The 26540-nt window shown below is 60.9% G+C and carries 26 protein-coding genes, 1 other RNA gene and 1 pseudogene; 19 read left to right on the top strand and 9 right to left on the bottom strand.

Annotated elements, in window-relative coordinates; all coding sequences use genetic code 11:
- Positions 1-394: 394 nt before the first annotated feature.
- The 5 genes from GM608_RS05685 to GM608_RS05705 form a co-directional block, all read right to left on the bottom strand.
- Positions 395-1210, bottom strand: a complete 816-nt coding sequence (locus tag GM608_RS05685) for a TIGR00282 family metallophosphoesterase (RefSeq protein ID WP_081563303.1) — start codon at positions 1208-1210, stop codon at positions 395-397.
- Between the two features lie 10 nt (positions 1211-1220).
- Positions 1221-1790: a 5-formyltetrahydrofolate cyclo-ligase gene (locus GM608_RS05690; RefSeq protein WP_052348921.1), complete on the bottom strand. Its 570-nt coding sequence runs from the start codon at positions 1788-1790 to the stop codon at positions 1221-1223.
- Positions 1791-1804: 14 nt separating this feature from the next.
- A non-coding RNA gene (gene ssrS / locus GM608_RS05695) (6S RNA) lies at positions 1805-1964 on the bottom strand.
- 97 nt (positions 1965-2061) lie between these two features.
- Positions 2062-2454: a cell division protein ZapA gene (locus tag GM608_RS05700; RefSeq protein WP_081563301.1), complete on the bottom strand. Its 393-nt coding sequence runs from the start codon at positions 2452-2454 to the stop codon at positions 2062-2064.
- A gap of 5 nt (positions 2455-2459) precedes the next feature.
- Positions 2460-2693 carry a hypothetical protein gene (locus GM608_RS05705; RefSeq protein WP_103765175.1) on the bottom strand — a complete coding sequence of 78 codons (234 nt, stop codon included), beginning with the start codon at positions 2691-2693 and terminating at the stop codon, positions 2460-2462.
- Positions 2694-2821: 128 nt separating this feature from the next.
- Here GM608_RS05705 and GM608_RS05710 point away from each other — a divergent pair, with 128 nt between their 5' ends.
- Positions 2822-3253, top strand: a complete 432-nt coding sequence (locus GM608_RS05710; protein WP_333645194.1) for a hypothetical protein — start codon at positions 2822-2824, stop codon at positions 3251-3253.
- Positions 3189-3818, top strand: a complete 630-nt coding sequence (locus GM608_RS05715; protein WP_333645195.1) for a thiamine phosphate synthase — start codon at positions 3189-3191, stop codon at positions 3816-3818. The genes GM608_RS05710 and GM608_RS05715 overlap by 65 nt, the downstream gene beginning before the upstream one ends.
- Positions 3819-3828: 10 nt before the next feature.
- On the opposite strand, the gene GM608_RS05720 is transcribed toward GM608_RS05715, so the two are convergent.
- The 3 genes from GM608_RS05720 to epmA are packed head-to-tail and all read right to left on the bottom strand — an operon-like array spanning position 3829 to position 5998.
- On the bottom strand, positions 3829-4530 hold the full coding sequence (locus GM608_RS05720) for a hypothetical protein (RefSeq protein ID WP_086431219.1): 702 nt from the start codon (positions 4528-4530) through the stop codon (positions 3829-3831).
- A 5-nt stretch (positions 4531-4535) separates the two neighbouring features.
- Entirely contained in the window at positions 4536-4940 is a 405-nt protein-coding gene (locus GM608_RS05725; protein WP_333645196.1) for a hypothetical protein, read from the bottom strand.
- A gap of 56 nt (positions 4941-4996) precedes the next feature.
- Positions 4997-5998, bottom strand: a complete 1002-nt coding sequence (gene epmA, locus GM608_RS05730; protein WP_043557946.1) for an EF-P lysine aminoacylase EpmA — start codon at positions 5996-5998, stop codon at positions 4997-4999.
- Between the two features lie 121 nt (positions 5999-6119).
- On the opposite strand from epmA, the gene GM608_RS05735 reads away from it, so the two are divergent.
- From GM608_RS05735 to trpS, 17 genes and pseudogenes are all read left to right on the top strand, one after another.
- A complete protein-coding gene (locus GM608_RS05735) occupies positions 6120-7184 on the top strand; it encodes a lysine-2,3-aminomutase-like protein (protein WP_333645197.1) in 1065 nt (354 codons plus the stop codon).
- 146 nt (positions 7185-7330) lie between these two features.
- Complete coding sequence (efp, locus tag GM608_RS05740; protein ID WP_043557943.1) at positions 7331-7897, top strand: elongation factor P; 567 nt, start codon at positions 7331-7333, stop codon at positions 7895-7897.
- 2 nt (positions 7898-7899) lie between these two features.
- Positions 7900-8727 (top strand): inositol monophosphatase family protein, encoded by an 828-nt coding sequence (locus GM608_RS05745; protein WP_103765179.1) that lies wholly within the window; start codon positions 7900-7902, stop codon positions 8725-8727.
- A 96-nt stretch (positions 8728-8823) separates the two neighbouring features.
- The gene (locus GM608_RS05750; protein WP_052348880.1) at positions 8824-9549 is read left to right on the top strand and encodes an OmpA family protein; all 726 of its coding nucleotides are present in this window, start codon (positions 8824-8826) and stop codon (positions 9547-9549) included.
- The gene (locus GM608_RS05755; protein ID WP_333645198.1) at positions 9546-11099 is read left to right on the top strand and encodes a hypothetical protein; all 1554 of its coding nucleotides are present in this window, start codon (positions 9546-9548) and stop codon (positions 11097-11099) included. Before GM608_RS05750 ends, GM608_RS05755 begins: the two co-directional genes overlap by 4 nt.
- A 2-nt stretch (positions 11100-11101) precedes the next feature.
- Positions 11102-12070, top strand: coding sequence for a peptidoglycan -binding protein (locus GM608_RS05760; protein ID WP_043557940.1), 969 nt, complete (start codon positions 11102-11104; stop codon positions 12068-12070).
- A gap of 78 nt (positions 12071-12148) precedes the next feature.
- Positions 12149-13951, top strand: coding sequence for a translation elongation factor 4 (gene lepA / locus GM608_RS05765; protein WP_043557939.1), 1803 nt, complete (start codon positions 12149-12151; stop codon positions 13949-13951).
- A gap of 3 nt (positions 13952-13954) precedes the next feature.
- Positions 13955-15346, top strand: a complete 1392-nt coding sequence (locus GM608_RS05770) for a glycosyltransferase family 2 protein (protein WP_333645199.1) — start codon at positions 13955-13957, stop codon at positions 15344-15346.
- Between the two features lie 14 nt (positions 15347-15360).
- Positions 15361-16707 (top strand): NCS2 family permease, encoded by a 1347-nt coding sequence (locus GM608_RS05775; protein ID WP_333645200.1) that lies wholly within the window; start codon positions 15361-15363, stop codon positions 16705-16707.
- A gap of 187 nt (positions 16708-16894) precedes the next feature.
- Positions 16895-17140: pseudogene (locus tag GM608_RS05780) on the top strand (exodeoxyribonuclease VII small subunit); the annotation flags it as partial.
- 178 nt (positions 17141-17318) lie between these two features.
- Complete coding sequence (locus tag GM608_RS05785) at positions 17319-18227, top strand: polyprenyl synthetase family protein (protein WP_086431226.1); 909 nt, start codon at positions 17319-17321, stop codon at positions 18225-18227.
- Positions 18228-18233: 6 nt separating this feature from the next.
- On the top strand, positions 18234-20192 hold the full coding sequence (gene dxs, locus GM608_RS05790; RefSeq protein ID WP_103765182.1) for a 1-deoxy-D-xylulose-5-phosphate synthase: 1959 nt from the start codon (positions 18234-18236) through the stop codon (positions 20190-20192).
- Positions 20192-20947, top strand: a complete 756-nt coding sequence (locus tag GM608_RS05795; RefSeq protein ID WP_248630590.1) for a TlyA family RNA methyltransferase — start codon at positions 20192-20194, stop codon at positions 20945-20947. The genes dxs and GM608_RS05795 overlap by 1 nt, the downstream gene beginning before the upstream one ends.
- Before the next feature lie 72 nt (positions 20948-21019).
- Positions 21020-22231 carry a 23S rRNA (adenine(2503)-C(2))-methyltransferase RlmN gene (gene rlmN / locus GM608_RS05800; RefSeq protein WP_373364578.1) on the top strand — a complete coding sequence of 404 codons (1212 nt, stop codon included), beginning with the start codon at positions 21020-21022 and terminating at the stop codon, positions 22229-22231.
- 110 nt (positions 22232-22341) lie between these two features.
- Complete coding sequence (locus GM608_RS05805; RefSeq protein WP_043557929.1) at positions 22342-23574, top strand: argininosuccinate synthase; 1233 nt, start codon at positions 22342-22344, stop codon at positions 23572-23574.
- An 86-nt stretch (positions 23575-23660) separates the two neighbouring features.
- Complete coding sequence (locus GM608_RS05810) at positions 23661-24152, top strand: FKBP-type peptidyl-prolyl cis-trans isomerase (RefSeq protein WP_043558393.1); 492 nt, start codon at positions 23661-23663, stop codon at positions 24150-24152.
- 103 nt (positions 24153-24255) lie between these two features.
- Positions 24256-25245 carry a tryptophan--tRNA ligase gene (gene trpS / locus GM608_RS05815; protein WP_081563501.1) on the top strand — a complete coding sequence of 330 codons (990 nt, stop codon included), beginning with the start codon at positions 24256-24258 and terminating at the stop codon, positions 25243-25245.
- A gap of 66 nt (positions 25246-25311) precedes the next feature.
- Here trpS and lpxB read toward each other — a convergent pair whose 3' ends face one another.
- Positions 25312-26535: a lipid-A-disaccharide synthase gene (gene lpxB, locus GM608_RS05820; RefSeq protein WP_081563289.1), complete on the bottom strand. Its 1224-nt coding sequence runs from the start codon at positions 26533-26535 to the stop codon at positions 25312-25314.
- Between the last annotated feature and the right edge of the window lie 5 nt (positions 26536-26540).

Here is a 26540-nt window from a genome sequence, read left to right on the forward strand (position 1 = left end):
AGCGTTCGCTCTGAGCCAGGATCAAACTCTCAGGTTCAATCCAGACCAACAGAATAAAACATCCAGCTTAATTCAACGCATCAAACTTAAAGTCAGATACATCAGCTTCCGTCTTCCATCAGCCTTCACTAACGAAAACGCCGCCAACATATCCCTTCCAGTCTCTACTTTATAACCCATATTCTCTTGTCAATGACCACCCCAGCCGCCCCGAAACTTCCGCCCCAGCGCCGCCGGTGAATGGGCTTATACGCAGATCCCCCCGACCGCACAACCCCATCACACCAAAAAAATCAAAAAAACTTCAAAAAAAGTTACACCCCCAAAAACAGCAGAGGGAATGGACCCTGCGATCCACTCCCTCTGCCCACCCAAATAATAGAATCATCCAACCTCAGAAATTCGGCATGGAAGGTAACAAATCTCCCCCCTGCCGGAACGGACAGACCCTGATGGCAAGGCCCGTCACATCATCTGTCTCCACCATCAGGCCAGAGACAGTGGCCTTTCCACTCGCAGGCTGAAACCGTTCCGTCGGCACCTTTTTGAGCATCTTGCGAATGGCGTTCTCTTTTTCCATGCCAATCACACTATCATAGTCGCCACACATGCCTGCATCCGTCTGATAGGCAGTCCCGCCTCTCAGAATACGGTGATCGGCCGTTGGTACGTGCGTGTGTGTCCCGACCACGAGAGAGACCCTTCCATCATAAAGATGGCCGAATCCCATCTTTTCACTGGTTGTTTCTGCATGGACATCCAGAATGGCCGCATGGACGGTTCCCCCGAGACGATGCCGAGAGAGAATCGCCTCCACCGCCCGGAATGGATCATCCAGCGCATCCATGAAAACACGTCCCATCACATTGATGACCAGAACCTTCCGTCCACAGGGCAAGGTGACGACACAGCTCCCATGCCCCGGGGTTCCTTCAGGATAATTGGCCGGGCGGACAACAGCTGGAAGCTGGTCAAGCTGACCGATGAGGTCTTTGCGATCCCAGGCATGATTGCCCAGCGTGATCGCATCCACGCCACCATCAAGCAGATCCCGCGCGATCTGGGGAGACAGGCCGAATCCATGAGAGGCATTCTCTGCATTCGCCACAACCACATCCAGCGACAGCTCTTCCCGCCAGCCTTTCAGCCCACCAAGAACAGCCTCACGCCCTGACCGGCCAACAATGTCTCCCAGAAATAGCAGTCTCAATGTCTATCCTTCATTCTTTACTGATATGAATGACCTCACGCTCCGTCACGATGACTGGCAATCGATGGTCATGTTCATCCATGGGCAGGGCCTCCCTTTCCTGCGAAGACAGACCATACCCCACAAGAGCAGCCTGTGAGTGGAGCGGCAATGTCCTGTCATAATAGCCCCCCCCATAACCAAGCCGCCCTCCCTGTCTGTCGAACGCCACAAGGGGGACCAGAATGACATCCGGCGCCCACCGCCTACCTGTAGGGTGCTGCGTCCCGAAACGACCTTTCCGCATCGGCCGGTCATGCCGCCACTCCCGAAAGACGAGTGGCTGACCCCTGGGGGGAGTTTCCGGCAGAACCACACGATATCCCGCCCAACCAAGCTGCCGACACAACGGACGCAGGTCCGCCTCTCCAGGAAGGGGCCAGGTAGCAGCAATGACAGCTGGTTGCATCCGACGGAGATAGGCCAGAAGATTGGAAACAAGCTGGCGGTTCTGCCGGGGCAGGACAGAACGGCGACGGGCTAGGACTTCCTGACGGATCATCGCCTTGGTCTGATCGGAAGGAAGGGAAAGCAATGCCATGGAATCCATCACCTAGTGAAGCCGCCTTGGCCGTTGGTCTCATCAGCCCTCCCGGACCTGCTAGGGCAGGTGGGCACCGGTAATAACGTGACCACAGCCACGACAGAGCCAGTTCCCTTGGAAGTGCTTATCGGCCCAGAGGTTGATCTTGCCTGACGCACCAGGCAGCTCCGCCTCTCATATTGCACCCCTGCCCGGCGATAGACAAGCACTGGAGCCATGCTTTCTGCGGATTACAGCCACAGACAGAACCGATAGCCTCTACAGAATCTCATTCACCGGCCGCTGCCTCACCCGCAGCCGCTGCACTACCAGAAGGCCGAAGACCTTCTTCCACCCTGCTGAGCAGACTGGCCGCAATATCGGCAGCATCAGCCAGACGCCCTGCCGTCTGCTTGTAGGACGCTTCGATCTGGCGGCTACGCTCTACCAGACTGCGCTCCTCATCCGTCATCTGCTTCTTTCGAGCCTCGTAAAGATCATCCGCCATGAGAAGCGATACCAGAAACATGGCCTCGCCATCACCACGCGGCCCCAATGTTCTGCGTACTTCCTCAAGACGCTGTGAAATGGAGGCGGCAAGCGCCTTCAGATGGTCTTCCTCTCCATCCTGACAGCCAACCGTGTAGCTGAGGCCACCGACCGAAAGCGTTACCTGCGCCATGACCCTTATCTTTCCTCTTCTTCTGTTTCAGGAGACGCAGCAGCCCCGAGCGCCCCGGCATCCATCTCGAGAATTGTCCGCAGGCGGGCCTCAAGAGCATCGATCCTGTCCAGCAGGGCCTGCCTCATTTCCTTCTGTTCCGTACGCTCGGCTTCGGCCTGGATTTCCTGCTGCTCCAGAGCAAAACCAAGCTGGACAAGGGCAATTTCCAACCGTTCAAGATCCGGATTTTTCTGCATGACACTCAACTGCCTGTTCTCCTGCACTGACACCCCCACCTTCATGGCCTATGATGCACGTCTGCCATGGCAGGATTCCCCTGCACTCCCAACATGACCATCCAGCTGATTTCCCAGATGAAGCCAGAATGACCGATCTTTACAGTGCGTCAAGCACCTTTCCACCCTTTCCACGCCCCTTCATCACCATTTCCACCCGCCCTGCCCTCCTGAAGGCTCATCAACATTTCGCCACACGGCCCTTCACCATCCTCTCGCCCCTCCATGCCGGGGCAAGCCTGGGCGTAGACTGGTGGCTCCACCTCACCAGAGGAGCTGAAGCCCCTTCCATTCTTGATTGCGGTGCCAGCGCCTCACTGGCCATCAGCGCCCTGCATGAAGGGATTGACGGAGTCGTTTGCCGCGATTTCCGTGCTGGACTCCCCGACGACATGAAACATCGCCTTTTCTCCAGCCGCCCAGAAGATGACGTCATGCTGGACCTGCCTCTCTTCCATGAGACGAAATGCTGGTCAACCAGCCAACAATCTGTCACATCTGACCCTCATGAATCACTGTGACCTCTACCCTGTCATCCCCTCACTTCCCGCCCTGACACAGCTTCAGGCGCAGCTTCCTCCCCTGCTGGCGCAAGAGGCCGTCACGGCTCTGCGGCTCTGCTTCGACAGGCCACCAGAGCGGAAACAGCTGGATGCCGTTCGTCAGATGGCCTGGGAAAGAGATGTCGCCCTGATTCTGGCTCCCGCCAACCTTGATCTGCTCCATGGTCTCTCCCTCAAGGAGAGCGATGGCGTCCATCTTTCCAGCCCGAAAGATGTCAAAACCTTTGCCGGACGCAGAGACAGACCGGAAGCGTTCCAGATCGGCTGCCATTGCCTGACACTGGATGACGCCATGCTGGCCGGGGAACAGGGAGCCGATTATGTCAGCCTGCCCGCCATCGGGCTGACAGCCCTGAAGCAGTGGAGCCTGTTTGCGGAACTGCCTGTCGTGGCCGAGCATGTCTGCACCACGGAAGAAGCCTTGGCGGCCACCCAGGCCGGAGCTGACTTTCTGGCCATCACGCTGGACCCGGCAGAGAATGGCCTGGACCATTTCACGGCCATAAGTGCAGCCATCCCCTGACGAAACCCTGTTACTGGTAGGGAAGGATTGAATCCACCATATACAGAACCCCGTTGGACTGCGGATAGCCATCACCGGCCAATGTCACGGTGCCATCTTTTCCGATGACCTCCACATTCCCGAAGGCCGTGGGCTTCAGGATCACGTCATAGCCGGGGCCGGCCAATGTCCGCACCTGTATGCTCCCGCCCCTCTTCGCCGCCTTGCGCCGGATTGTCGGCATGTCCCAGTGCCCCACAAGAATCATCTGGCCAATGAAGCCCGTCAGATAACCATGCCCCGTTGCCCTCATGAGGTCCGGCCTGACCTCATGCTTGAAGGCTTCAAACGGCCCATTGGGAACAGCCAGCACGGTATGATCCTTCTCTCCCTCAAGAATGGACCAGTATCCCGCCCTTATGACGGCAGCTTCAAAATCGGCCAGCTCAATGGCACTGGCCAGATTGTCGCTCAACGGCCTGTCCTCAAAAGAGAAAGCAGGCGGCATGTGGTACCGGACCTGCGGATTGGGAGGCGCATCCGGTGCGGCAGGCCGGTATGTCGCCTGAATGCTTTTCGCCTCGGGCAAGGCCTCCGCATGGGTTGAGCCATGTACGTCAACAGGATCCTGCCGGACCACCCGGTGGCCAGAACAACCCGCCAGGACGGCAAGAACCATACAGGACAGACCCAGCCTCACGGACAGAGCCTGTCCTCCAAAAGAGCTACGCATCAGGCTCAACATCCTCCCCCATACAGCTTCCATCCCACAACCTTGTCTCCCACAACCTCAAATGTCGTCTGACAGGTAGAGCTGTAATAGCTCGGGGGAATGCTGATGCCCCCCCAGCCGCCACCATAGCCGTACCCGTATCCACCGCCCCAGCCCCAATCCCAGCTGGAATAGCCCGGCGAAACCTGCGTCTGTGTCTCGATATAAGAGAGGAAATTGTGCCCCTGTACATCGTAGGTACGGGCCGGAACCCCAAACCGCCGCAGCAGTTCAACGGTTGACTGACCAACCATGGAATCCAGAACCTTTGGCCGCTGAAGGGCCGGGACCGTACACCCGCCCAGCAGCATGACAGCCCCAAGGACCAGCCATACCCGGCGCTTTCCCGCACCATTCACATCTCGTTCCATATCCCTCCCCCTGTTCCGCACGCCTGCACCCTGAAAACAGAAAATTCCGCTCCGCCTCAGCTTAACCAAAGAATCTCCTCAAGACGAGGGGCACCCGTTGCCAGCATCACGAGCCTGTCGAAGCCCAGTGCAATGCCAGAAGTCGGCGGCATGTCGGCCAATGCCTCAAGAAAAGCTTCATCCAGCGGCCAGTCCTGCTCTGGTGTGATCTGCATCCGCCGTGCCCGGTCCGTTTCAAAACGCTGGCGCTGCTCCTGCGGGTCCGTCAGCTCCTCGAAGGCATTGGCCAGCTCCAGCCCGGCAGCATACAGCTCGAAACGCAGGGCCACCCGAGGATCAGCCGGATCACGCTTTGCCAGAGCCGCCTGTTCGGCAGGCCAGTGCGTCAGAAAGGTCGGTCGCTCCCGCCCTATATGCGGCTCGATCCTTTCCAGAAGCAGGCGGAAAAACAGGTCCTCCCAGCTTTCTCCCTCCCGCAGCACCACCCCGGCCTCACGGGCCAGACGGTCGGCATCCCCGGCACTGGCCAGCAGGTCCACCCCGACATGACGGGCAAAAGCCTCCTGCATCGTCAGGCGTTCAAAAGGCCGGTCCAGCTCCAGCATGACATCCCCATGAGAGAGACGGGGCGGCAGGACACGACGCAGCAGGTCCTCCGTCTCATCCATGAGGGACGACAGCCCGGCACCGGGACGATACCATTCCAGCATGGTGAATTCCGGCATGTGGGTCGCACTCCGCTCCCCGTTGCGCCAGACACGGGCCAGCTGGAACAGGGGCTGCCCCGTGGCCGCCACCAGACGCTTCATGGCAAATTCAGGACTGGTATGGAGGTAACGGACCTCGTCCGTGCCATCAGGACGTTCCAGAACCGTGCGGAAACAGCGCAGATGCACCTCTTCCCCCGGGGCAGGAACGGCATAGGGTGTCTCGACCTCCAGATACCCCCTGCCCTCAAAGAAGGCCCGCACGGCCTGCACCATCCGGGCACGTCGGCGCAGCAGGGGCAGGCGCTCCTGTATCCGGGCTGTCGTCTGTGTTGCGCTGGAACTCTCCATGACCGTTTCCTTCCACCCTCATCCGGCGATGCCGTTCCCTCCCTATAGGCCAGAGGCCCCGCACGGCACCATAGGCAGAGTTTTCTTGCAGGACGACGCGGCCTTTCGCTAGAGCAACTTCATGCACGATACCGCCTCATCCTCCCCGTCAGGCAGAACCCTCCGCAGCACACAATCGCTTCTCGAGGCGAAGCTCATCACGCCGGAACAGGCCCCGGCACTGGAGGAGGTGGCCAGGCATTATGCCACGGCCATTCCCCCCGCCTTCCAGCGGCTCATCACCAGCCCGGATGACCCGATCGCCCGGCAGGTCATTCCCGATGCCCGGGAGCTGCGGACCATGCCCCATGAAAGCGAAGACCCGATCGGTGATGAGGCACTCTCCCCCGTTCCCGGCATCGTGCATCGCTATGAGGACAGGGCCCTGCTCAAGCCCCTGCTGGTCTGTCCGCTCTACTGCCGCTTCTGCTTCCGGCGGGAGCATGTAGGGCCCGATGGCGGCCTGCTGGGGGAAGAGGCTCTGGAAACCGCCTTCCACTGGATAGAGACACATCCGCAGATACGGGAAATCATCCTGACCGGGGGCGACCCGCTGATGCTCTCCCCCCGCCGGATGCAACACATCATCCAGCGCCTGTCCTCCATCAGTCACATCGACATCATCCGCATCCACAGCCGTGTTCCCGTCGCCGCCCCGGAACGCCTGACCACGGCGCTTCTCGACGCCATGGAGACTGACCGTGCCCTCTGGATGGTTGCCCACATCAACCATGCCCGGGAGCTGACGGACGAGGCCCGTGTGGCTGTCCGGCAGATTCTGGGCCGGGGTATCCCCGTCCTGTCCCAGTCCGTCCTGCTGCGGGGCGTGAATGACACGACGGAATCGCTGGAGGCCCTCCTCCGTGCCCTGATCGCCGCCCGCATCAAGCCCTACTACCTGCATCACCTCGATTCCGCCCCCGGCACGGCGCATTTCCATGTGCCGGTGGAGGAAGGCCGTGCCCTGCTGGAAAGCCTGCGGGGCCGGGTCTCCGGGCTGGTCTGGCCGACCTATGTCGTGGACATACCGGGCGGGAAAGGCAAGGTTCCACTCGGGCCGGATTATCTCGTCTCCACCCCGGCCGATGAAAGCTCCGGCTCCTCGCAGGCACGGGGACCGGACGGAAAGCCTTACCCTTTTACCTAGAGTGTACAGAGGGAGCTTGCGCCCGCCCCACCGACGCGGCTAGAAGTCTCCCTGAAGTTCATCAGAGAGTTTCCGCTTCTGCCCTGCCTGCATGGCCAGAAGCCTTGAGCAATACCCGATCTTTTGCATGTACATCAGGAGCTGACATGAAACAGCAAGCCAACCTCATCCGGGCCGGGCAGGTCATCGAACATAACGGCCGCCGCTGGACCGTCCTCAAGCAGCAGATTCTGACCCCCGGCAAGGGCGGTGCCTTCATCCAGGTGGAGATGCGCGACCTCGCCAGCGGCAACAAGAGCAACGAGCGGTGGCGTACAGCCGACACCGTCGAGCGTCTCGTCACAGAGGACAACGACTACATCTATTCCTACATGGATGGCGACAACATCGTCCTCATGGACCCCGAGACGTTCGAGCAGACCATGCTGCCGAAGGACATCCTTGGCGATCAGCTCCCCTTCCTTCAGGACAACATGACCATCAGCGTCAAGCTGGTCGAGGGCGACCCGGTGGCCGTCACCCTGCCGCCGCAGGTCACGCTGGAGATTGCCGAGGCCGACCCGGTCGTCAAGGGCCAGACGGCCAGCTCCTCTTACAAGCCTGCCGTGCTCTCCAACGGCGTGAAGGTGATGGTGCCTCCTTTCATCGAGGCCGGTGAGCGCATTGTCGTCCGCACGGAAGACGCCACCTACGTCGAGCGTGCCAAGGACTGATCATGCGTCTTTCTCCCCATATGGCTGTCATGCAGAACACCGCGCAGAAAGCGGCGCGGTCTCTCCTGCGTGACTTTGCCGAGGTCGAGCAGCTCCAGGTCAGCATCAAGGGTCCGGGAGACTTTGTCTCCCAGGCCGACATGCGGGCCGAGAAGACCATCCGTGAAGAACTGGCCCGTGCCCGTCCCGGCTATGCCTTCCTTATGGAAGAGAGCGGGGCCTCTGGCGGTGACAACTGGACATGGCGCTGGATTGTCGACCCGCTGGACGGCACCTCCAACTTCCTCCACGGCATTCCGCACTGGGCCATTTCCATCGCCCTCCAGCGTCGTCATCCGAATGGGGACGTCGAGCTGGTGGCCGCCGTCGTTTACAACCCGGCCTCTCATGAGATGTTCTGGGCCGAGAAAGGCATTGGTGCCTTCCTCAATGACCGGCGCATCCGTGTCTCTGCCCGGCGCAAGCTTTCGGAAGCCATGTTTGCCACGGGGATTCCTTTCGCCAAGGTACCGGCCCAGTACCGCATGCCTTTTGGCCGCGTGCTGAGCAGCCTGATGCCCAAGGTCGCTGGCATCCGCCGCTGCGGCGCTGCCGCCCTGGACCTCGCCTGGCTGGCTGCCGGCCGCTATGAAGGTTACTGGGAGCTGGGCCTGAAGCCGTGGGACTGTGCCGCAGGGCTGCTGATTGTCCGGGAGGCCGGTGGCCATGCCACGGATGTTGAGGGCAACGACCTCGGTACCCTTGATGATGATGTCCATGTCGTCGCTGGCAACCAGCACTTCCATGCCCCCCTGCGTGAACTGGTGCACAGCGCCCTCACGCAGGACTGAAACATCATTCCACCATGACCGGGGATGGGCCGTGTTCTCTGCTATGGTACCGCCATAAAGATTGCAGGATGCGGCTCCTCCGCATAGGATGCAGGCATGAAAAACCGGCTGGCTTCCCTCTTCCCTCTGCTTTGCACGCCTCTCGTGGCGGGGCTTCTGTGCGCCCCGGCGGTGCGGGCCCAGGTTTCCACGAATCTGGATGCCCTCCCCGAGGCTGCACCAGCAACCCAGACACCCCGGCAATCCGCCCGGCAGGAAAATCGCACGGTGACCCATCCTGCCCCCGTACCGCAGGCCCCGCCCGTACCGCCGGGATATACCCGGGTTCCCAGCATTGCTGCTGAGGCTCCCAAACCGACAGTCATCACCCCACCAGAATTCCCTGTCATCCTGCACCCTGCCGTTCCCGCAGCGGACGTCCAGCCCGACGGAAGCAGCCACAGCCATACCGAGCCGCAGGAGGCGGACGCCCTGCGCATCCTGTTCGACACCGGCAGCACCGGCCTGAACGCCACAACCATCGAGTCCATCCGCCATTATGCGGAGACCATGGCCCCGAAAGCAGACACACGCTTCGTACTCCGCAGTTATGCCACGGTGCCCGGCAGCGACATTTCTGCACCCCGCCGTCTGGCCCTCTCCCGTGCCCTGGCCGTGCGTGGCCTGCTGGTACGGAGCGGCATTGCCACGACACGCATCTATCCCATCGCCCAAGGGCGGCCAGACAGTACCGACACCGCCCCTGCGGACAGGCTGGACATCCTCCCCGAAGCCAACCCCTCTCCTTCAGACAGTCCTGAAAAAGGAAACACGGCACCATGACGCGCCCGACCCGTTATCTCGTCCGTATCGTTGTTTTTCTGCTAATCATCATGGGGCTGGCCTTTGCCCTGCGGGATGTGCTGGTCCATGCTTTCATGGTCAATCCGGGACTGGACGGTGTCATCATCGCCATCCTGCTGCTGGGCATTCTCTGGAACCTCCATCTGACCATCCGGCTCTTTCCTGAAGTCCGCTGGGTCAACATCCTGCGCCAGCCACGAGCCGGGCTGAAAGTGCCGGAGCCGCCCCGGCTTCTCTCCCCCATGGCCCGTGTCCTGCGGGCACGGCGGGATGAGAATCCCGGTCTCTCCCTCTCCACCCAGACCACACGGGCCATGCTGGAAAGCCTGGAAGCCCGCATGGATGAAGGCCGGGAGATTTCCCGCTACATCACGCAGCTTCTGGTCTTTCTCGGGCTGCTGGGCACGTTCTATGGGCTGATTCTCACCGTACGTTCCGTGGCAGATGTCATCAGCGCCATGCCTTCCGGCGGGGCGGACATATCCACCATGTTCGAGCACGTCAAAACAGGACTGGTCAAACCGCTCGGTGGCATGTCCACGGCCTTCTCTGCCTCCATGTTCGGTCTGGCGGGGTCGCTCATTCTCGGCTTCCTCGACCTGACATCAGGACAGGCGCAGAACCGTTTTGCCAATGAGATCGAGGAATGGCTGGCTGACCAGACCTTTCTCGAAAACCCGGAAACAGGACCTGACAGCCCCGCAGAAGACAGACTGGCCACCATGGAAGCCTGGCTGCCACGTGTGCAGGACTTCATGCGGCTCACGACGGAAAATGTGGCCCTGCTCCAGCAGAACATCACCATCCTGCGCCGCATCCTGGAGGTGGACGGAGAGGACAACGCCAAGATCATTCTTGGCCTGCGCGCCCTGAACGAAACCATGCACAAGCTCTATGCCGATGGTGCCTTCCACAAGGACCAGTCCGCCATTCTCGGCCAGCTGACCAGCATGAATGAGACCTTCCGCAAGGGAGCTCCAGCGACACAACATGACACATCCTCCCCATCCCGTGACAATCAGGGGTCTCTCATTGAGAGACTGACGCGCATCAGCGAGAATCTCCTGCATCATCGTGAAGCAGCCGCTCAGCCTCATGATAAAGTCCTCCGTGAAGGGCAGGCCGCCATCATCGAGAAGCTGGCGGAGATCCGTGAAGCCCTGCCTCATGAACGTGAAACCACATCCCATCAGCATGATGAGGCCATCCGGGCTGGACAGACGCACATCATTGAGAAGCTGACAGAAATCAACGAGACCCTCCGCAGCCATCAGGCACCCCCTGCCGCCCCTGCGCAGGACCTCTCGCAGCTCCAGCAGATCCTTCAGCAGATCGAAGAAGGGAACCAGGCCACACTGCGGACCATGAAGGCCCTGAGCAGCAGCGTCAGCCAGCGTCACTTCGAGGATCCGGCCGTCACCCAGCTGCTTCAGGACATGGAAAGGCAGCTGCTCGGCCTGCGTACCGATATCGTTTCCCTTGCCAGAAGTGAGAAAAGCCCCTTCATCTCCCGGCGTGGGGAGGGCTGACCATGGCCCGCCGCCGTCACCGCTCCGGCTCCATCAATGCCTGGCCGGGCTATGTGGACGCCCTCTCCTCCCTGCTGATGGTGGTCACGTTCGTCCTGCTCGTCTTCGTCCTCGGGCAGGAATTCCTCTCTGCGACCATCACCCAGAGAGAACACGCTCTGGAAAACCTGAAGCAGGAGCTCACCCATCTCAGTGACATGCTCTCCCTCAGTGAGGCAAAGGTCAAAACGCTGAGCAGTGCCGAGCAGGAACAGCGTGCCATGGTCGCCACGCTGAAGAGCCAGCTTGATGAGCGACAGCATCAGCTGGACGACATGCAGACCCACTCAAAAGAGGTCGAAAGCGCCCAGCTTGGCAGCATTGCCGATCTCTCATCGCAGATCACCGAGCTGACCCGCCAGCTCCAGGCCGTCTCCAGTGCCCTGGAGATTGAAAAAAAGAACGAGGTGGACAAGGATGCCCGCATCGCCGAGCTGGGGCAGAAGCTCAACATCGCCCTCGCTGACAAGGTCAACCAGCTTCAGCGTTACCGTTCCGAGTTCTTTGGCAGACTGAGGGACATTCTCAAAAATCAGCCGGGAATCTCCATTGTGGGCGACCGCTTTGTCTTCCAGTCCGAGATTCTCTTCCCCAGTGGCAGCGCAACTCTCACCCCGACAGGCCAGAAACAGCTCCTCACCCTGGCCCGTACGTTCCGTGAGGTGGCGGCCACCATTCCGTCTGATGTCCCATGGATTCTCCGTGTTGATGGCCATGCGGACCGCAAGCCGATCCGCTCCACTTTCCCAAGCAACTGGGAGCTGTCATCCGCCCGTGCCATTACGGTCGTCAAAACACTGATCACCAATGGGGTGGACCCGCATCACATTGCTGCCACGGCATTCTCCGGCTATCAGCCACTGGACAATGGCTCAAGCCCGGAAGCTCTGGCCCGCAACCGACGGATCGAGTTCCGCCTGACAGACCGCTAGCCCCCTTCACCCGTGGCGGGGGCCTCCCCGCCACCACACATGCTGACAGAACTTTCAGAATCACCTAATTAGGGCGTCATGACCGACACACCGCTTCACCTCATCCGCAATTTTTCCATCATCGCCCATATCGACCATGGCAAATCCACCCTGGCCGACCGGCTGATCGAAGCCTGCGGCGCCCTGACTGCCCGTGAAATGAAGGGGCAGGTTCTCGATTCCATGGAGCTGGAGCAGGAGCGGGGCATCACCATCAAGGCCCAGACTGTCCGGCTGACCTATCCCGCCAAGGATGGCAACGTCTATACGCTCAACCTCATGGACACGCCCGGCCATGTGGACTTCGCCTACGAGGTCAGCCGTTCCCTCGCCGCCTGCGAAGGGTCCCTGCTGGTCGTGGATGCCTCACAGGGCGTCGAGGCGCAGACTCTGGCCAACGTCTATCAGGCAATTGATGCCAACCATGAGATCGTCCCCGTTCTCAACAAGATTGACCTCCCGGCCGCTGAGCCGGAACGTGTCCGTGCCCAGATCGAGGAGGTGGTCGGCATCCCGGCAGATGATGCCGTGGAGATCAGTGCCAAGACGGGCCTGAACATCGAAGGCGTGCTGGAAGCCCTCGTCCAGCGCCTGCCTGCCCCCAAGGGTGATGCCGAGGCTCCCCTCCAGGGGCTGCTGGTGGACAGCTGGTACGACAGCTATCTCGGCGTCATCATCCTTGTCCGCATCAAGGAAGGCCGCCTGAAGCGGGGCGACAAGATCCGCATGATGCAGACCGGGGCAACCTATCATGTCGACCAGGTCGGCGTGTTCCTGCCCAAGATGCAGCCGGTCGATTCCCTTGGCCCGGGGGAGATGGGCTACATCAATGCCGCCATCAAGACCGTGGCGGACTGCAATGTCGGTGACACCATCACGCTGGACAACCGCCCGGCGGAAAAGGCCCTGCCCGGCTTCAAGCCCTCCATACCGGTCGTCTGGTGTGGTCTCTTCCCTGTCGATGCCGACGATTTCGACAAGCTGCGCACCAGCCTCGGCAAGCTGCGGCTCAATGACGCCTCCTTTCACTTCGAAGCGGAAACATCGGCTGCCCTCGGCTTCGGGTTCCGCTGCGGGTTCCTCGGGCTGCTGCATCTGGAGATCATCCAGGAGCGTCTCTCCCGTGAGTTCAATCTGGACCTCATCGCCACCGCTCCCTCCGTCGTGTACAAGATGCACATGAACAACGGCGAGGTCGAAGAGCTGCACAACCCGGCCGACATGCCGGAGATCAGCAAGATCGACTATATCGAAGAGCCGTGGATCAAGGCCTCCATCCTCGTGCGGGACGAGTATCTGGGGTCCGTCCTCACCCTCTGCACGGAACGTCGTGGCGTCCAGATCGACCTGACCTATGTTGGAGACCGGGCCATGGTCGTGTACCGCCTGCCCCTCAACGAGGTGGTGTTCGACTTCTATGACCGTCTGAAATCCCTCACGCGGGGTTATGCCTCCTTCGAGTATCAGATGGATGGTTACGAGGAGAGCGATCTGGTCCGCATCTCCATCCTCGTCAATCACGAGCCAGTGGATGCCCTGGCTTTCATCGCCCACCGTACCGTGGCCGAGACACGGGGCCGGGCCATCTGCGCCAAGCTGAAAGACCTCATCCCCCGCCAGCTCTTCAAGATCGCCATCCAGGCCTCCATCGGCTCCAAGGTGATCGCCCGTGAGACGCTGGGGGCTCTCTCCAAGGATGTCACGGCCAAATGTTATGGTGGTGACATCTCCCGCAAACGCAAGCTGCTGGAAAAGCAGAAAGAGGGCAAGAAACGCATGCGGCAGTTCGGCAAGGTCGAAATTCCGCAGAGCGCCTTCCTCGCCGCCTTGAAGATGGACTGACCCATGCCCCGGACCGCCGCCCTTCTCTGCGTCCACAATGAAGCCAACAGGCTTGGCTGGTGGATCGCCCACCATATGGCGGCGGGTTTTTCGGCCCTGCTCATCTGTGACGACCATTCCACCGATGGTACGCAGGACATCCTGACCCAGGCAGCCCACAACTACGACATCCGCCTGCTGACAACGAACCGCCAGGAAACAGACAGCCTGCACCGCCATCAGGATGCCCTGCTGACCATGCTCCAGCAGGAGGGCGACCATTTCGACTGGATCATCCAGCTGGCCGTGGATGAATATTTCACGCCTGATGGCGGCTCCGTGAAGGCGTTCCTGACCGGGATGGAGGCAGAACTGGGGGCAGAGACCTTCCAGAAAACCAGTCATCTCCCTGTCAACTGGTGCCTGACCGGCCTTGGCCAATGGGCCCACAAAACCCTTGATGGGCAGATGCCCCATCCACGGGCCCTCTTTCAGACCCACGCCGACAGCAATTTCCCGGACAGCCGGGTCACACGGTCTTTTTTCCGTCCTTCCAGCAGACAGGGCCTGCCAGACCCGTTTGCCCATATCCATGCAGCGCCGGACTGGTCCGCTGCCCGCATCCTGCATGATGCTGCCACCAGCAGCCACACACCGCAGATGCGCCGCCACTTCGACCGCAGCGAACAGTTCTACGACAAAGGGCAGGCTCTCCTGCCCCAGACGCTGGATATCAGCGCCCATCTCCTTCAGGGCCTGATCCTCGGTGCCTGTTACGCCATACAGAATGGACAGGCCCCTACCTCCTCCACCGGGGCACCTCCCCCCGAGACCGCCTGCCGCTTCAACCGGTTCCATCTGCACCGCGATGGACAGCGGCTTGCCCTGAACAGGGACAGCCGCATGACAGGCTTCCACCCCCTTGAGGAACTCCGGGACAGTCCCACGCTGATACCGCTCTGCCTCATCAAGCCGGAAAACCCCGTACCGGGAATGGAAAATCGGGCATGGCTGTATGCAGACCGTCCGTCTGGCCTCCCATACCTGCCCGCAGCAGCCCCTGCCTCCACCTGTTTCCCGACCCTGCTGGACTGCCTGCCCCTCCATCTCCAACAGGATGACGGAGCTGTCAGGCTCTCGCTCCGCCCGACGGCGCTGGCTTTCCCCGATGACGCCCCCGTAACCCTCGTCCCCGCAGAGATCTCCTCATTCTCCAGGCTGGACCCCGTGGAAAACGCTCTCCAGCACTTTACACTCCATGGTTTTTCAGCCGCTGGACTCCATGAAGCCATACGGCAGGGCCGGTGGCTCTCACCATCCGTCATCGGGGCTCTCTATGCCCAGCTGCCAGAGCAGGAGGCCCGTACACTCTTTACCCCCCTGCTCTACCGGCTCTTCCACGACTGGCCCCGCTAGACATCCCCTCTTTCATGAAACATGACGCCGTGATCCGCTCTTCCCTTGACCATTTCTTCCAGATCACCCGGCGTCACTCAACAATCCCCCGTGAAATCAGTGCCGGACTGACCATTTTTGGCTCCATGGCCTATATCATGGCCGTCAATCCGGCTGTTCTGGCAGGTGCCGGACTGGCCCGCCATGACATGATCATGACCACCATCGCCGGTGCCGTAGCCGGAACACTGCTCATGGCCCTATGGGCACGGCTGCCCATAGCCCTGGCCCCCGCCATGAGCAGCAATGTCCTGTTTGCCCAGGTGGTCGTTCAGCAGGCCCATGTCTCACCCTCCACGGCCTTCACGGTCGTCCTCTTCAGCGGGATGTGTTTCACGCTCCTCTCGCTCACACGGCTTCGCCTGAAAATCATACAGAGCTTTCCACCCTGCATCATACTGGGCATCCAGACAGCCATTGGCGCTTTCATCGCCCGGATCGGTCTCATCTCCGCCGGAATCGCCGTCCCATCCGCAGGCGGGCTTGGTTTTGCCTCCCTCTCGCACCCGGCCGTGATCCTTGCCCTGGCTGGGGTGATGTTCTGCCTGCTGCTCCAGCTTCTCCGTATTCCCGCAGGGCTGCTTGTCACCATCATGGTCCTGACCCTTGCCGGCCTTGTCGTCCCCGGCCCTGATGGGCAGGCCCTGACCCAGCTTCCCGGCCACCTGATTGACTGGCCCCATTATCCGGTCAACATGCTTGCGCCCTTCGACTTCCATGAATTCTTTCAGCATCTCGGGCTGCTGCTGCCCATCACGCTCTATATCCTGCTCAGCGATTTCTTCGATGCCACAGGAACGATGCTGACAGTGACACGACAGGCTGGGCTCTGCGGCACCAGAGAACAACCCGACCTGCCTCCCCGCGCCTTTGCAGCGGACGGAGCAGCCAGCATCATCGGGGCCCTGCTTGGAACCTGTACCGTTTCCGCCTATCTGGAAAGCCTGACAGGCGCCGAAGCCGGTGGCCGTACAGGCCTCAGCGCCCTTGTGGTCGCCCTGCTGTTTGCCCTCTCCTGTTTCTTCTGGCCCCTGATAACAGCCATCCCCGCTCTGGCAACAGCCCCTGTACTGGTCTTTGTCGGAATCATCATGCTCAGCAACCTGACCGAACTGCCCGACAATCTGGAAGAGTCCTTCCCACCCCTCTGCATGGTTCTGCTGACGGTCGTTACGGGCAGTTTCATGCTGGCCCTTGCCTGCGGAATGCTGCTCTATACGGCCATGCTACTCATCAGACGGGCATTTCACAAAGTTACACCTGTCATAATTTGTCTTGATATAATTTTTCTCTGTTACATGATTCTGCAGGGGCGGTTTTAATGAAACTGTAAGACAAAAGCCCTGATGTTCCTCGATAAAAAACGTTAAAACAGGGTTGCCACTCTCCCGGAAAAACATCACGGCGCTCCGTGATGTTCCCCGACGGGCAGGATGAGGGCTGGAAAAAATCTCTCCATCCCTGTAATGCCCTGTAAGTTTCATGATCTGAACCCCGGCTGGATAGTTCATGCCCGACCCTACGACGACACAGACAACACCGCTGCACCAGCTTTCTTTTGAAAACGCCCTGGCCGAACTTGAGCAGATCGTCCGCGGGCTGGAAAGCGGCCAGATGAAGCTGGAAGACGCAATCTCCGCTTATGAGCGCGGTGCTGCCCTGCGCCGCCATTGTGAGGAAAAGCTGGGAGAGGCAGAAATGCGTGTGAAGGCCATCGTCCAGAAGGCTGATGGCTCCCTGTCGGAAGAACCTCTGGAGAAGGCGGAACAGCCTGCCCCACGCAGAAGGGCCAACGCCAGCCCCAGAAGGCCATCACCCGCCCCAAAGGAAGGCTGGTCTTCCCCGCCGCCTCATCTGGATGATGAGATTCCATTCTGATGAATCATTGCCTGCACACACTTACGACAGCCACCTTCCGCAAGGAGACTTCCCGATGACCGACAGCCACGCCCTTCCCCTCAAGGATGCCCTCCGCCAGGCCTGTCGTGAGATCGAGGCCAGCATTGATGCTCTCCTGCCGCCAGTGCCGGGTGATGAATCCCTGCTGATCGACGCCATGCGCTATGCCGCCCTGAATGGCGGCAAACGGCTGCGAGGATTCCTCGTGCTGGAGATCGCAGCCCTTTTCGGGGCATCCCGTGAAGCCGCCCTGCGTGTGGCTGCCTCCGTCGAGTTCCTGCACGCCTATTCTCTCGTCCATGATGACCTGCCTGCCATGGATGATGATGACCTCCGCCGGGGCCAGCCTTCCACCCACAAGAAATTCAATGAAGCCTTCGCCATCCTCGCTGGTGATGCCCTCCAGACCAGTGCCTTCGAAGTCCTGCTGGAAGACGCCACAAGTGCAGACCCCGCCATCCGGGCCGAGCTGGCGCTGGCACTGGCCCGTGCCTCCGGCAGTGCAGGCATGGTGGGCGGTCAGGTCATCGACATCCGCGGGGAAGGCAAGGCTCTTCCTCTCGAGAAGGTCAAACGCCTTCATGCCATGAAGACAGGTGCCCTCATCCGCTATGCAGCAGAAGCCGGGGCCATTCTGGCAGGGCTCAAGGCCGATGACCCACGCCGCCAAGCCATCGTCCGCTACGGAACCGACCTCGGCACGGCCTTCCAGGTGGCTGATGACATTCTGGACACTACCGCCAGCACCGAAGAACTGGGCAAAACGGCAGGGAAAGATGAAGATGCCTGCAAGTCCAACTACGTCTCGCTGCTTGGCATCGAAGGGGCCCGCAAGGAGGCCCTGCGCCTGAGCGAGCAGGCCCGCCAGTCCCTTTCCTCTTTCGGTCCCCGTGCGGATACGCTCCGTGCCCTCGCTGATTATTTCGTTGAACGCAGGAACTGATTGTTCATGAGCACGTCTTCCTCCATCCCTACTCTGGGCCGTTATCCTCTTCTGGATCGGGTAAGCGTACCGGCGGACATGAAAAACCTGTCCATCGAGCAGCTCACCACCCTGGCCGAAGAACTCCGCTCGGAGACCATCAATGCGGTTTCCACCACGGGTGGGCATCTGGGTGCCTCCCTCGGCGTGGTCGAGCTGACGGTCGCCCTCCATGCAGTGTTCAACACACCGGATGACCGGGTGATCTGGGATGTCGGCCACCAGGCCTATCCGCACAAGATCCTGACCGGCCGCCGTGAGCAGATCCGCACGTTGCGCCAGCCGGGCGGTCTCTCCGGCTTCACCCGCCGGTCGGAAAGCCCCTACGACCCCTTCGGTGCGGCCCATTCCTCCACGTCCATCTCTGCTGGACTGGGCATGGCTGTTGCCCATCACCTCTATGCGGAGGACCATCCTTCCTACCGGGAACGGAATGTCATCTCCGTCATCGGGGACGGGTCCATCTCCGCCGGCATGGCCTATGAGGCCATGAACAATGCCGGGGCCATGGGTGGCAAGGGGGCGGAACGGCTCATCGTCATCCTGAATGACAATGAGATGTCCATTGCGCCGCCTGTCGGGGCCATGTCCAACTATCTCAGCCGCCTGATGTCCTCCCGCCGCTTCCTCACCCTGCGGGACATGGCGGGCAAGCTGGCCAAACGGCTGCCCTCCCGCATTGAGCGCACAGCCAAGCGGGCCGAGGAATATGCCCGTGGCATGATCACCGGCGGCACGCTGTTCGAGGAGCTGGGCTTCTATTACATCGGCCCGGTAGATGGACACGACATGCACCAGCTCGTCCCCATCCTCCGCAACCTGCGGGATGCCGAGGACAAGGGACCCGTCCTGCTGCACGTCATCACGGAAAAGGGCCGTGGCTACAAACCGGCCGAGGCCGCCGGGGACAAATATCATGCCGTCGCCCGCTTCGACGTGGAAACCGGCAAGCAGAAAAAAGGGCCTGCTGGTCCCCCCACCTACACGGATGTCTTCTCCCGCGAGCTGCTCCACCGGGCCAACCAGGATGACAGGGTGGTTGCCATCACGGCAGCCATGCCGTCCGGCACCGGGCTGGACAAAATGGCCCAGCAGCATCCTGACCGCTATTTTGATGTCGGCATTGCCGAGCAGCATGCCGTGACCTTTGCCGCCGGGATCGCCAGCGAAGGGATGCGTCCCTTCTGCGCCATCTACTCCACGTTCCTCCAGCGGGCCTATGATCAGGTCATGCATGACGTGGCCCTCCAGAACCTGCCCGTCCGCTTTGCCGTGGACCGGGCCGGGCTTGTCGGTGCGGACGGCGCAACCCATGCAGGCTCCTTTGACCTGAACTATCTCTGCTGTCTGCCCAACATGACGGTCATGGCTCCGTCTGATGAGGTGGAGCTGCTTCACATGACGGCCACGGCATGGGCGCATGACAGCGGACCAATCGCCCTGCGCTATCCCCGTGGGGCTGGTCTGGGCCAGAAACTCCCCGATGAAGGGGAAATTCTGGAAATCGGCAAAGGCCGCATCATCCGCTCCTCCGAAGGAGAAGGCGTAGCCATCCTTGCTCTCGGCCCCCGCCTGCACGAGGCCCTGAAGGCCGCCGAAACGCTGGCCAGGGACGGTATTGCCGTCACCGTGGCCGATGCCCGCTTCGCCAAGCCCGTTGACGGTGCGCTGATCGAATCCCTCGCCCGCCAGCACAGGGTCTTCATCACCATTGAGGATGGCGCACCGGGTGGGTTCAGCACGCAGGTAGTGCAGCATCTGGCCGAAACCGGCCTGCTTGATCAGGTCCGTTTCCGCCCCATGGCCCTGCCGGATACGTGGATCGACCACAACACTCCTGCGGCCCAGTACGAAGAAGCGGGCCTGACAGCCCGTCACATTGCCGATCTGGCCCGCAAGGCCTTTGATGGCAAGGCTGGGGCCTGATGGCCAAACGCCGTGCGGACCAGCTCCTTGTGGACAGGGGGCTGGTGGAGACACGCAGCCGGGCACAGGCCCTCATCATGGCCGGGCTGGTCTATGCCGGCCCGCATGGTGACAGGCCCGTCAAAAAAGCAGGGGATCAGCTCGCTGAAGACATGCCCCTGACCCTGAAAGGGCAGGACCATCCCTGGGTCTCCCGTGGCGGGCTGAAACTGGCCCATGCACTGGAACATTTCCCCCTCTCTGCAGAGGGAAAGATCGCCGTGGATGTCGGAGCCTCAACGGGCGGCTTTACCGACGTGCTGCTCCAGAATGGAGCGGCAAAAGTCTATGCCGTGGATGTCGGACACGGCCAGCTGGCCTGGAAGATACGCTCCGATGACCGTGTGGTGGTGCTGGAGAAAACCAACGCCCGCCACCTGAATGCCGAACACATACCCGAGGCCCCGGACATCGTCGTCTGCGATGCCAGCTTCATCAGCCTGAAAACCGTTCTGGCTCCGGCCCTTGGCATGGCAAAAAATGGGGCCTGGGCCGTGGCCCTCATCAAGCCGCAATTCGAGGCAGGCCGGGCCGACATCGGCCCCAAGGGGGTCGTACGGGACCCCGCCGTGCATGAACGTGTCTGCGAGGAAATCCGGGACTGGTTTGCCAGCCTCCCCGGCTGGACCATCCTTGGCCTGGTTCCCAGCCCGATCACCGGGCCCGAGGGCAACAGGGAGTTCCTCATCGCCGCCCGCAAGGACGCCATCGGGTAAGCCCACCCTCGCCCCTCACTTTTCTGACCCGGAAACGGGTTCCCATGCTATAGCCACCACATGACACATCCGATGCCTTCTTCAGCTCCCATTTCCTCCGATGCCGTGAATGCCCTCAACGAGAGCGAGCGCAAACGCATCGAGGCCAAGTCAGCCCTGTTCGCACCGCCAACACCGGTCACGGAGGATGGACGCCGTGAGCTGGTCGGCCTCTCCCGGGAAGAGCTGGCCGGGGTCCTGACCGAGATTGGCGAGAAGCCCTTCCGGGCCAAGCAGCTCTGGCACTGGATCTATCATCAGGGTGTGACGGACTTCTCCCGCATGTCCACCATCGCCAAGCCCTTGCAGGCCAAGCTGGAAAAGCACTTCATCGTCGGCCGCCCCAGCCTGACGACGCAGCAGACATCCAAGGACGACACGCGCAAGTTCCTCTTCCGCTTCCGGGACGGGCAGGAGGCAGAGACTGTCTATATTCCAGACAGGCGGGAAGACCGTGGAGCCGTCTGCATCTCCTCCCAGGTGGGCTGCACCCTGTCCTGCACCTTCTGCCATACGGGAACGCAGAAGCTCGTCCGCAATCTGGGAGCAGCCGAAATTGTCGGGCAGTTCATGGCAGCACGGGACAGCTATGGCGAATGGCCCAGCCCCAAGGGCGACACGCCCCGCCTGCTCTCCACCATCGTGCTGATGGGCATGGGAGAGCCGCTCTACAATTATGAGAACGTCGCCAAGGCCATGAAGATCATCATGGATGGCGAAGGCATCGCCCTCTCCCGCCGCCGGATCACGCTCTCCACCTCCGGCGTCGTGCCCATGATGGACCGCTGCGGTGACGAGCTGGGCATCAATCTGGCCATTTCCCTCCATGCCGTCCGCAACGACCTGCGGGACCAGCTCGTACCGCTGAACCGGAAATACCCGATCGAGGAGCTGATGGCCGCCTGCCACCGCTATCCGGCCGCCTCCAACTCCCGCCGCATCACCTTTGAATACATCATGATCCGGGACGTGAATGACAGTGATGCCGAAGCCCGGGAGCTGGTGCGGCTGATCCGTGGCCTGCCCGCCAAGGTCAATCTCATCCCCTTCAATCCATGGCCGGGATCGGACTTCCGCCCCTCCACACGGGAGCGGCTGGCCAGTTTTGCCCAGATCGTCATGGATGCCGGTTATGCCGCCCCCATCCGCATGCCCCGTGGCAAGGACATCCTCGCCGCCTGCGGGCAGCTCAAGACACAGAGCGAGCGGAAACGGCAGGCCGAATCCCGCAAAAACGAGGCCTGAGCCTTCCCTTGCGGATATGGGCCTCTGGCCCAATGGCCTGACAGCTGTTACAAGACCATAATAACTTAACGATATCTGGTTCTGTCTTTCAGCAGAGGTATATAACGATCATGAGCAAAGCCTCAGGCATCAAGAAAGTCGTTCTGGCCTATTCCGGTGGGCTGGATACGTCCGTCATTCTCCGCTGGCTTCAGGAGCATTATGGCTGCGAGGTTGTCACCTTCACGGCTGATCTCGGTCAGGGGGAAGAGCTAGAACCCGCACGCCGCAAGGCTGAATCCCTTGGCGTGAAGGAAATCTTTGTCGAAGACCTGCGGGAAACCTTCGTCAAGGACTACGTCTTCCCGATGTTCCGTGCCAACACGGTTTATGAAGGCCAGTACCTGCTGGGCACCTCCATCGCCCGCCCGCTGATCTCCAAACGCCAGATCGAGATTGCCGAGGCCGTCGGTGCGGACGCCGTGGCGCATGGTGCGACAGGCAAGGGGAACGATCAGGTCCGCTTCGAGCTGGCCTATTACGCCCTGAAACCGGACGTGAAGGTTATCGCCCCATGGCGTGAATGGGACCTGACCTCCCGCACCAAGCTGCTGGACTTTGCCGAGAAGAACCAGATTCCTGTCACCAAGGACAAGCGGGGCGAGGCTCCGTTCTCCGTCGATGCCAACCTGCTGCACTCTTCCTCCGAAGGGAAGATTCTGGAGGATCCCTCCCTGCCGCCGGATGAGATCGTCTTCCAGCGCACCATTTCCCCGGAAGCTGCCCCGGACAAGGCAACCGAGATCACCATCGACTTCAAGCATGGTGACCCGGTGGCCATCAATGGTGAGGCCCTCTCCCCGGCCAATCTGCTGGCCCGCCTCAACGAGCTGGGCAAAGCCAACGGCATCGGCCGTCTCGACATCGTGGAGAACCGCTTCGTCGGCATGAAGTCCCGCGGCATTTACGAGACGCCCGGCGGTACCATCCTGCTCCAGGCGCACCGCTCCATGGAGTCCATCACGCTGGACCGTGAAGCTGCCCACCTCAAGGACAGCATCATGCCCCGCTATGCCGAGCTGATCTATAACGGCCTGTGGTTCTCCCCGGAGCGTCACATGCTTCAGGCCCTGATCGACAGCAGCCAGAAATCCGTCAATGGCCGTGTGCGCCTGAAGCTCTACAAGGGCAATGTCATCTGCGTGGGCCGCGAAAGCCCCGACAGCCTGTATGATGCCCGTGTCGTGACCTTCGAGGATGACGAAGGTGCCTACAATCAGGTGGATGCACAGGGCTTCATCCGTCTGAACGCCCTGCGGCTGCGGCTGGGTGCCAACAAGGGACGCCGCGGCGGCACACCCTGAGCCTGCCGTCTCCACCGGGTCTGACGGCCCGGTGGTGCCCGCCTTTTCCTCCCAGCTTGCAAAGAGGCATTTCCATGTCCCGTTGTCTGCGTTCTTTCTTCCGTTATCTGCCGGTCTGCGCTCTGGCTGGTCTGCTCGGCCTGACAGGCTGCTCTGGCGACCAGAAACCGGACCTGACACCCCAGCAGTTCATGGATCAGGTCTACAAACAGCCCGGAGTGCAGAAACTGCCTGATGGTCTGGCCTACAAGGTCCTGAAATCTGGCCCCAAGGATGCGCCCCACCCACAGAAGGGAGCCACCATGATGGTCATCTATGAGGGCCGCCTGCCAGACGGGGGCATTTTTGATGCCTCGGAAATGCACACCGGCGCCGCCTACATGGAGATGCCTCTTGATGGTGTCATCGACGGCTGGATGGAAGGGCTGCCCCTGATGCGTGTTGGCGATACGTGGGAGCTCTATGTCCCGCCCCAGCTGGGGTATGGCAAACGGTCCATGGGGATCATCCCGCCCAACAGCCCGCTGATCTTCAAGATCCAGCTTCTGGGTGTCGAGGATGACAATTCCCTTCAATAAGGGCATAGCCTTCTGCCATCTGCCCAGCCAGCAGGGTTTTCCGCCGTCCCCTCACCTCTGAGCGGGGCGGCTTTTGTCTTTTCCTTCTGTCAGGACCATGTTCATGCAGCGTGTTTTTTCAGGAATCCAGCCAACAGGCATTCCCCATCTGGGCAATTATCTCGGAGCCATCCGCAACTGGGTCACCTTGCAGAAGGACCATGACTGCCTGTTCTGCCTTGTGGACATGCACTCCCTGACCATGCCGTGGTCCCCGGAGGCCCTGCGTGAACAGACACTGGCCTCCACTGCCTGCCTTCTGGCCTCCGGCATCGACCCGACCCGCCTGTACAACCAGTCCGCCGTCAGTGCCCATGCCCGCCTCGGCTGGATTTTCAACTGCGTGTCCCGTCTGGGCTGGCTGAACCGCATGACACAGTTCAAGGACAAGGCAGGCAAGAACCGGGAAAACCATTCCGCTGGCCTGTATGTCTATCCCAACCTCATGGCGGCGGACATTCTGGCCTTCCACGCCACACGGGTGCCCGTGGGTGACGACCAGCGGCAGCATCTTGAGCTGGCCAATGACATCGCACAGAAGTTCAACCACGATATGGGTGTCGAGTTCTTCCCGCTGATTGAACCGCTCATTCCGCCTCATGCTGCCCGTGTGATGAGCCTGCGGGACGGCAGCAAGAAGATGTCCAAGTCCGACCCGTCTGCCCAGAGTCGCATCATCCTGAATGATACGGCAGACGATATCGCCCAGAAGATCCGCAAGGCCCGCACGGATGCCGAACCTCTGCCCTCCGAGGAAGCCGGGTTGGAAGGCCGCCCGGAGGCCCGCAATCTGCTGACCATCTACGCTGCCATGTCCAACAGGACGTTGGCTGACGTGCTGAGCCAGTTTGCCGGCCAAGGCTTCGGCACCTTCAAGCAGGCTCTGGCTGACCTGCTGGTCGAAACACTGGCCCCCGTGGCCGATGAAACCCGCCGCCTGATGGATGACAAAACTCACCTCATGCAGGTCCTGCGCCAGGGAGCCGAACGGGCCCGTGCCGTCTCGGAACCGATTGTGAGCGAGGCGGAAAAGCTGGTTGGCTTCCTGCGCTGAAAGCACTCCCAGGTTGCCATCCTTCGGCATGAAAAAAGCCTGTCCCCTAGCAAGGACAGGCTTTTTTCATGAGCGCCGCAATTCAGACAATGGCGTTTCCATCAATGCCAATACCTCTCTGGCCGCTGACATGGCAGGCAGCTCCCCGCCCGGAGCTTCCAGCATGGCCAGAATATCGGCAAAAGCCTCCTGCTGGGCCTGCCGCTTTGCCCCATCTGTCAGGAGAGAAGTAATTTCATCCGCCAGTTTCTGGGGAGTACAGTCATGCTGGACCAGTTCTGGCACGACTTCACGCCCTGCCAGAATATTGATCATGGAAATGAAGGGAAGCCGCAGGAAAAGCCGCCCCAGCAGGGCTGAAAGCGGATTGACCCTGTAGGTGACCACCATGGGTACCTGCCCTATGGCCAGCTCCAGAATGGATGTACCCGATTTGGTCAGGGCACAGTCAGCAGCCCGGATAGCATCGTGCTTGTCCTCCGTATCCGTCAGGATGGAGGGGTGAACCGCCCAGTGCCGCACCATCTTCTTCACGAGTGGGGCCATGCCCGACGTGGCCGGAATGACGGGCTGAAGATCGGGAAAACGTTCATGAAGAATTCCGAGAGTCTTCTCAAAAACAGGCAGCAGCTTTGGGACCTCGGAGGACCGGCTGCCCGGCATGAGGATCAGAATAGGGCTGTCCGACCGAATGTCATGCCGTTTATGGAAACGCTGTGCCTGACCATGCGCCACGCCCGATTGCAGGATGGGATGGCCGACAAACCGGGCCTCGGGCAGGCCCCGTTCGGCAAACCATGCTTCCTCAAACGGGAAAAGGCAGAGCAGCCTGTCCCACAACCCCCGATACCCTTTGACCCGACTCTCCCGCCAGGCCCATGTCTGCGGCGCTACATAATGCAGGCGCCGGACATTCAGCTTGCGGATGCGCCGCAGAAGCCGGAACGAAAAACCCGGGCTATCAATGGTGATGACAATATCAGGACGGCGCAGCTCAATATCCTGCTCAGCTTCCAGCAGCCTCTGTGACAGAAGGCGCAACCGGGGCAGGACTTCCATGAACCCCATGACCGTCAGGTCTTCCATCGGGAAGAGGCTCCGCAGGCCCCGGGCCTCCATCCGCCCTCCGCCAACACCAGCAAAGACCAGCATAGGGTCAATGCGGTGCAGGGCCTGCATCAGACGGGCCCCGATACTGTCCCCACTGGGCTCACCGGCCAGAATCCAGATCACCCGGCCATGGTGATGAAGGGGAACCTCACCCTCTACAGGGGCACTCTCATCCACCATGGCAG

The sequence above is a fragment of the Bombella sp. ESL0380 genome, assembly GCF_009725805.1.
Taxonomy (GTDB): domain Bacteria; phylum Pseudomonadota; class Alphaproteobacteria; order Acetobacterales; family Acetobacteraceae; genus Bombella; species Bombella apis.

Bases quoted from the DNA above. Each gene is read 5' to 3' on its own strand.
- GM608_RS05705 (WP_103765175.1), bottom strand. From the start codon at position 2,693: ATGCAGAAAAATCCGGATCTTGAACGGTTGGAAATTGCCCTTGTCCAG.
- GM608_RS05785 (WP_086431226.1), top strand. From the start codon at position 17,319: ATGACCGACAGCCACGCCCTTCCCCTCAAGGATGCCCTCCGCCAGGCC.
- GM608_RS05795 (WP_248630590.1), top strand. From the start codon at position 20,192: ATGGCCAAACGCCGTGCGGACCAGCTCCTTGTGGACAGGGGGCTGGTG.
- GM608_RS05755 (WP_333645198.1), top strand. From the start codon at position 9,546: ATGACGCGCCCGACCCGTTATCTCGTCCGTATCGTTGTTTTTCTGCTA.
- lepA (WP_043557939.1), top strand. From the start codon at position 12,149: ATGACCGACACACCGCTTCACCTCATCCGCAATTTTTCCATCATCGCC.
- GM608_RS05690 (WP_052348921.1), bottom strand. From the start codon at position 1,790: ATGGCATTGCTTTCCCTTCCTTCCGATCAGACCAAGGCGATGATCCGT.
- GM608_RS05700 (WP_081563301.1), bottom strand. From the start codon at position 2,454: ATGGCGCAGGTAACGCTTTCGGTCGGTGGCCTCAGCTACACGGTTGGC.
- rlmN (WP_373364578.1), top strand. From the start codon at position 21,020: ATGCCTTCTTCAGCTCCCATTTCCTCCGATGCCGTGAATGCCCTCAAC.
- trpS (WP_081563501.1), top strand. From the start codon at position 24,256: ATGCAGCGTGTTTTTTCAGGAATCCAGCCAACAGGCATTCCCCATCTG.
- dxs (WP_103765182.1), top strand. From the start codon at position 18,234: ATGAGCACGTCTTCCTCCATCCCTACTCTGGGCCGTTATCCTCTTCTG.
- GM608_RS05770 (WP_333645199.1), top strand. From the start codon at position 13,955: ATGCCCCGGACCGCCGCCCTTCTCTGCGTCCACAATGAAGCCAACAGG.
- GM608_RS05720 (WP_086431219.1), bottom strand. From the start codon at position 4,530: ATGCGTAGCTCTTTTGGAGGACAGGCTCTGTCCGTGAGGCTGGGTCTG.
- GM608_RS05725 (WP_333645196.1), bottom strand. From the start codon at position 4,940: ATGGAACGAGATGTGAATGGTGCGGGAAAGCGCCGGGTATGGCTGGTC.
- GM608_RS05735 (WP_333645197.1), top strand. From the start codon at position 6,120: ATGCACGATACCGCCTCATCCTCCCCGTCAGGCAGAACCCTCCGCAGC.
- GM608_RS05760 (WP_043557940.1), top strand. From the start codon at position 11,102: ATGGCCCGCCGCCGTCACCGCTCCGGCTCCATCAATGCCTGGCCGGGC.
- GM608_RS05745 (WP_103765179.1), top strand. From the start codon at position 7,900: ATGCGTCTTTCTCCCCATATGGCTGTCATGCAGAACACCGCGCAGAAA.
- lpxB (WP_081563289.1), bottom strand. From the start codon at position 26,535: ATGGTGGATGAGAGTGCCCCTGTAGAGGGTGAGGTTCCCCTTCATCAC.
- GM608_RS05805 (WP_043557929.1), top strand. From the start codon at position 22,342: ATGAGCAAAGCCTCAGGCATCAAGAAAGTCGTTCTGGCCTATTCCGGT.
- GM608_RS05715 (WP_333645195.1), top strand. From the start codon at position 3,189: ATGAGACGAAATGCTGGTCAACCAGCCAACAATCTGTCACATCTGACC.
- GM608_RS05750 (WP_052348880.1), top strand. From the start codon at position 8,824: ATGAAAAACCGGCTGGCTTCCCTCTTCCCTCTGCTTTGCACGCCTCTC.
- epmA (WP_043557946.1), bottom strand. From the start codon at position 5,998: ATGGAGAGTTCCAGCGCAACACAGACGACAGCCCGGATACAGGAGCGC.
- GM608_RS05775 (WP_333645200.1), top strand. From the start codon at position 15,361: ATGAAACATGACGCCGTGATCCGCTCTTCCCTTGACCATTTCTTCCAG.
- GM608_RS05710 (WP_333645194.1), top strand. From the start codon at position 2,822: ATGACCGATCTTTACAGTGCGTCAAGCACCTTTCCACCCTTTCCACGC.
- efp (WP_043557943.1), top strand. From the start codon at position 7,331: ATGAAACAGCAAGCCAACCTCATCCGGGCCGGGCAGGTCATCGAACAT.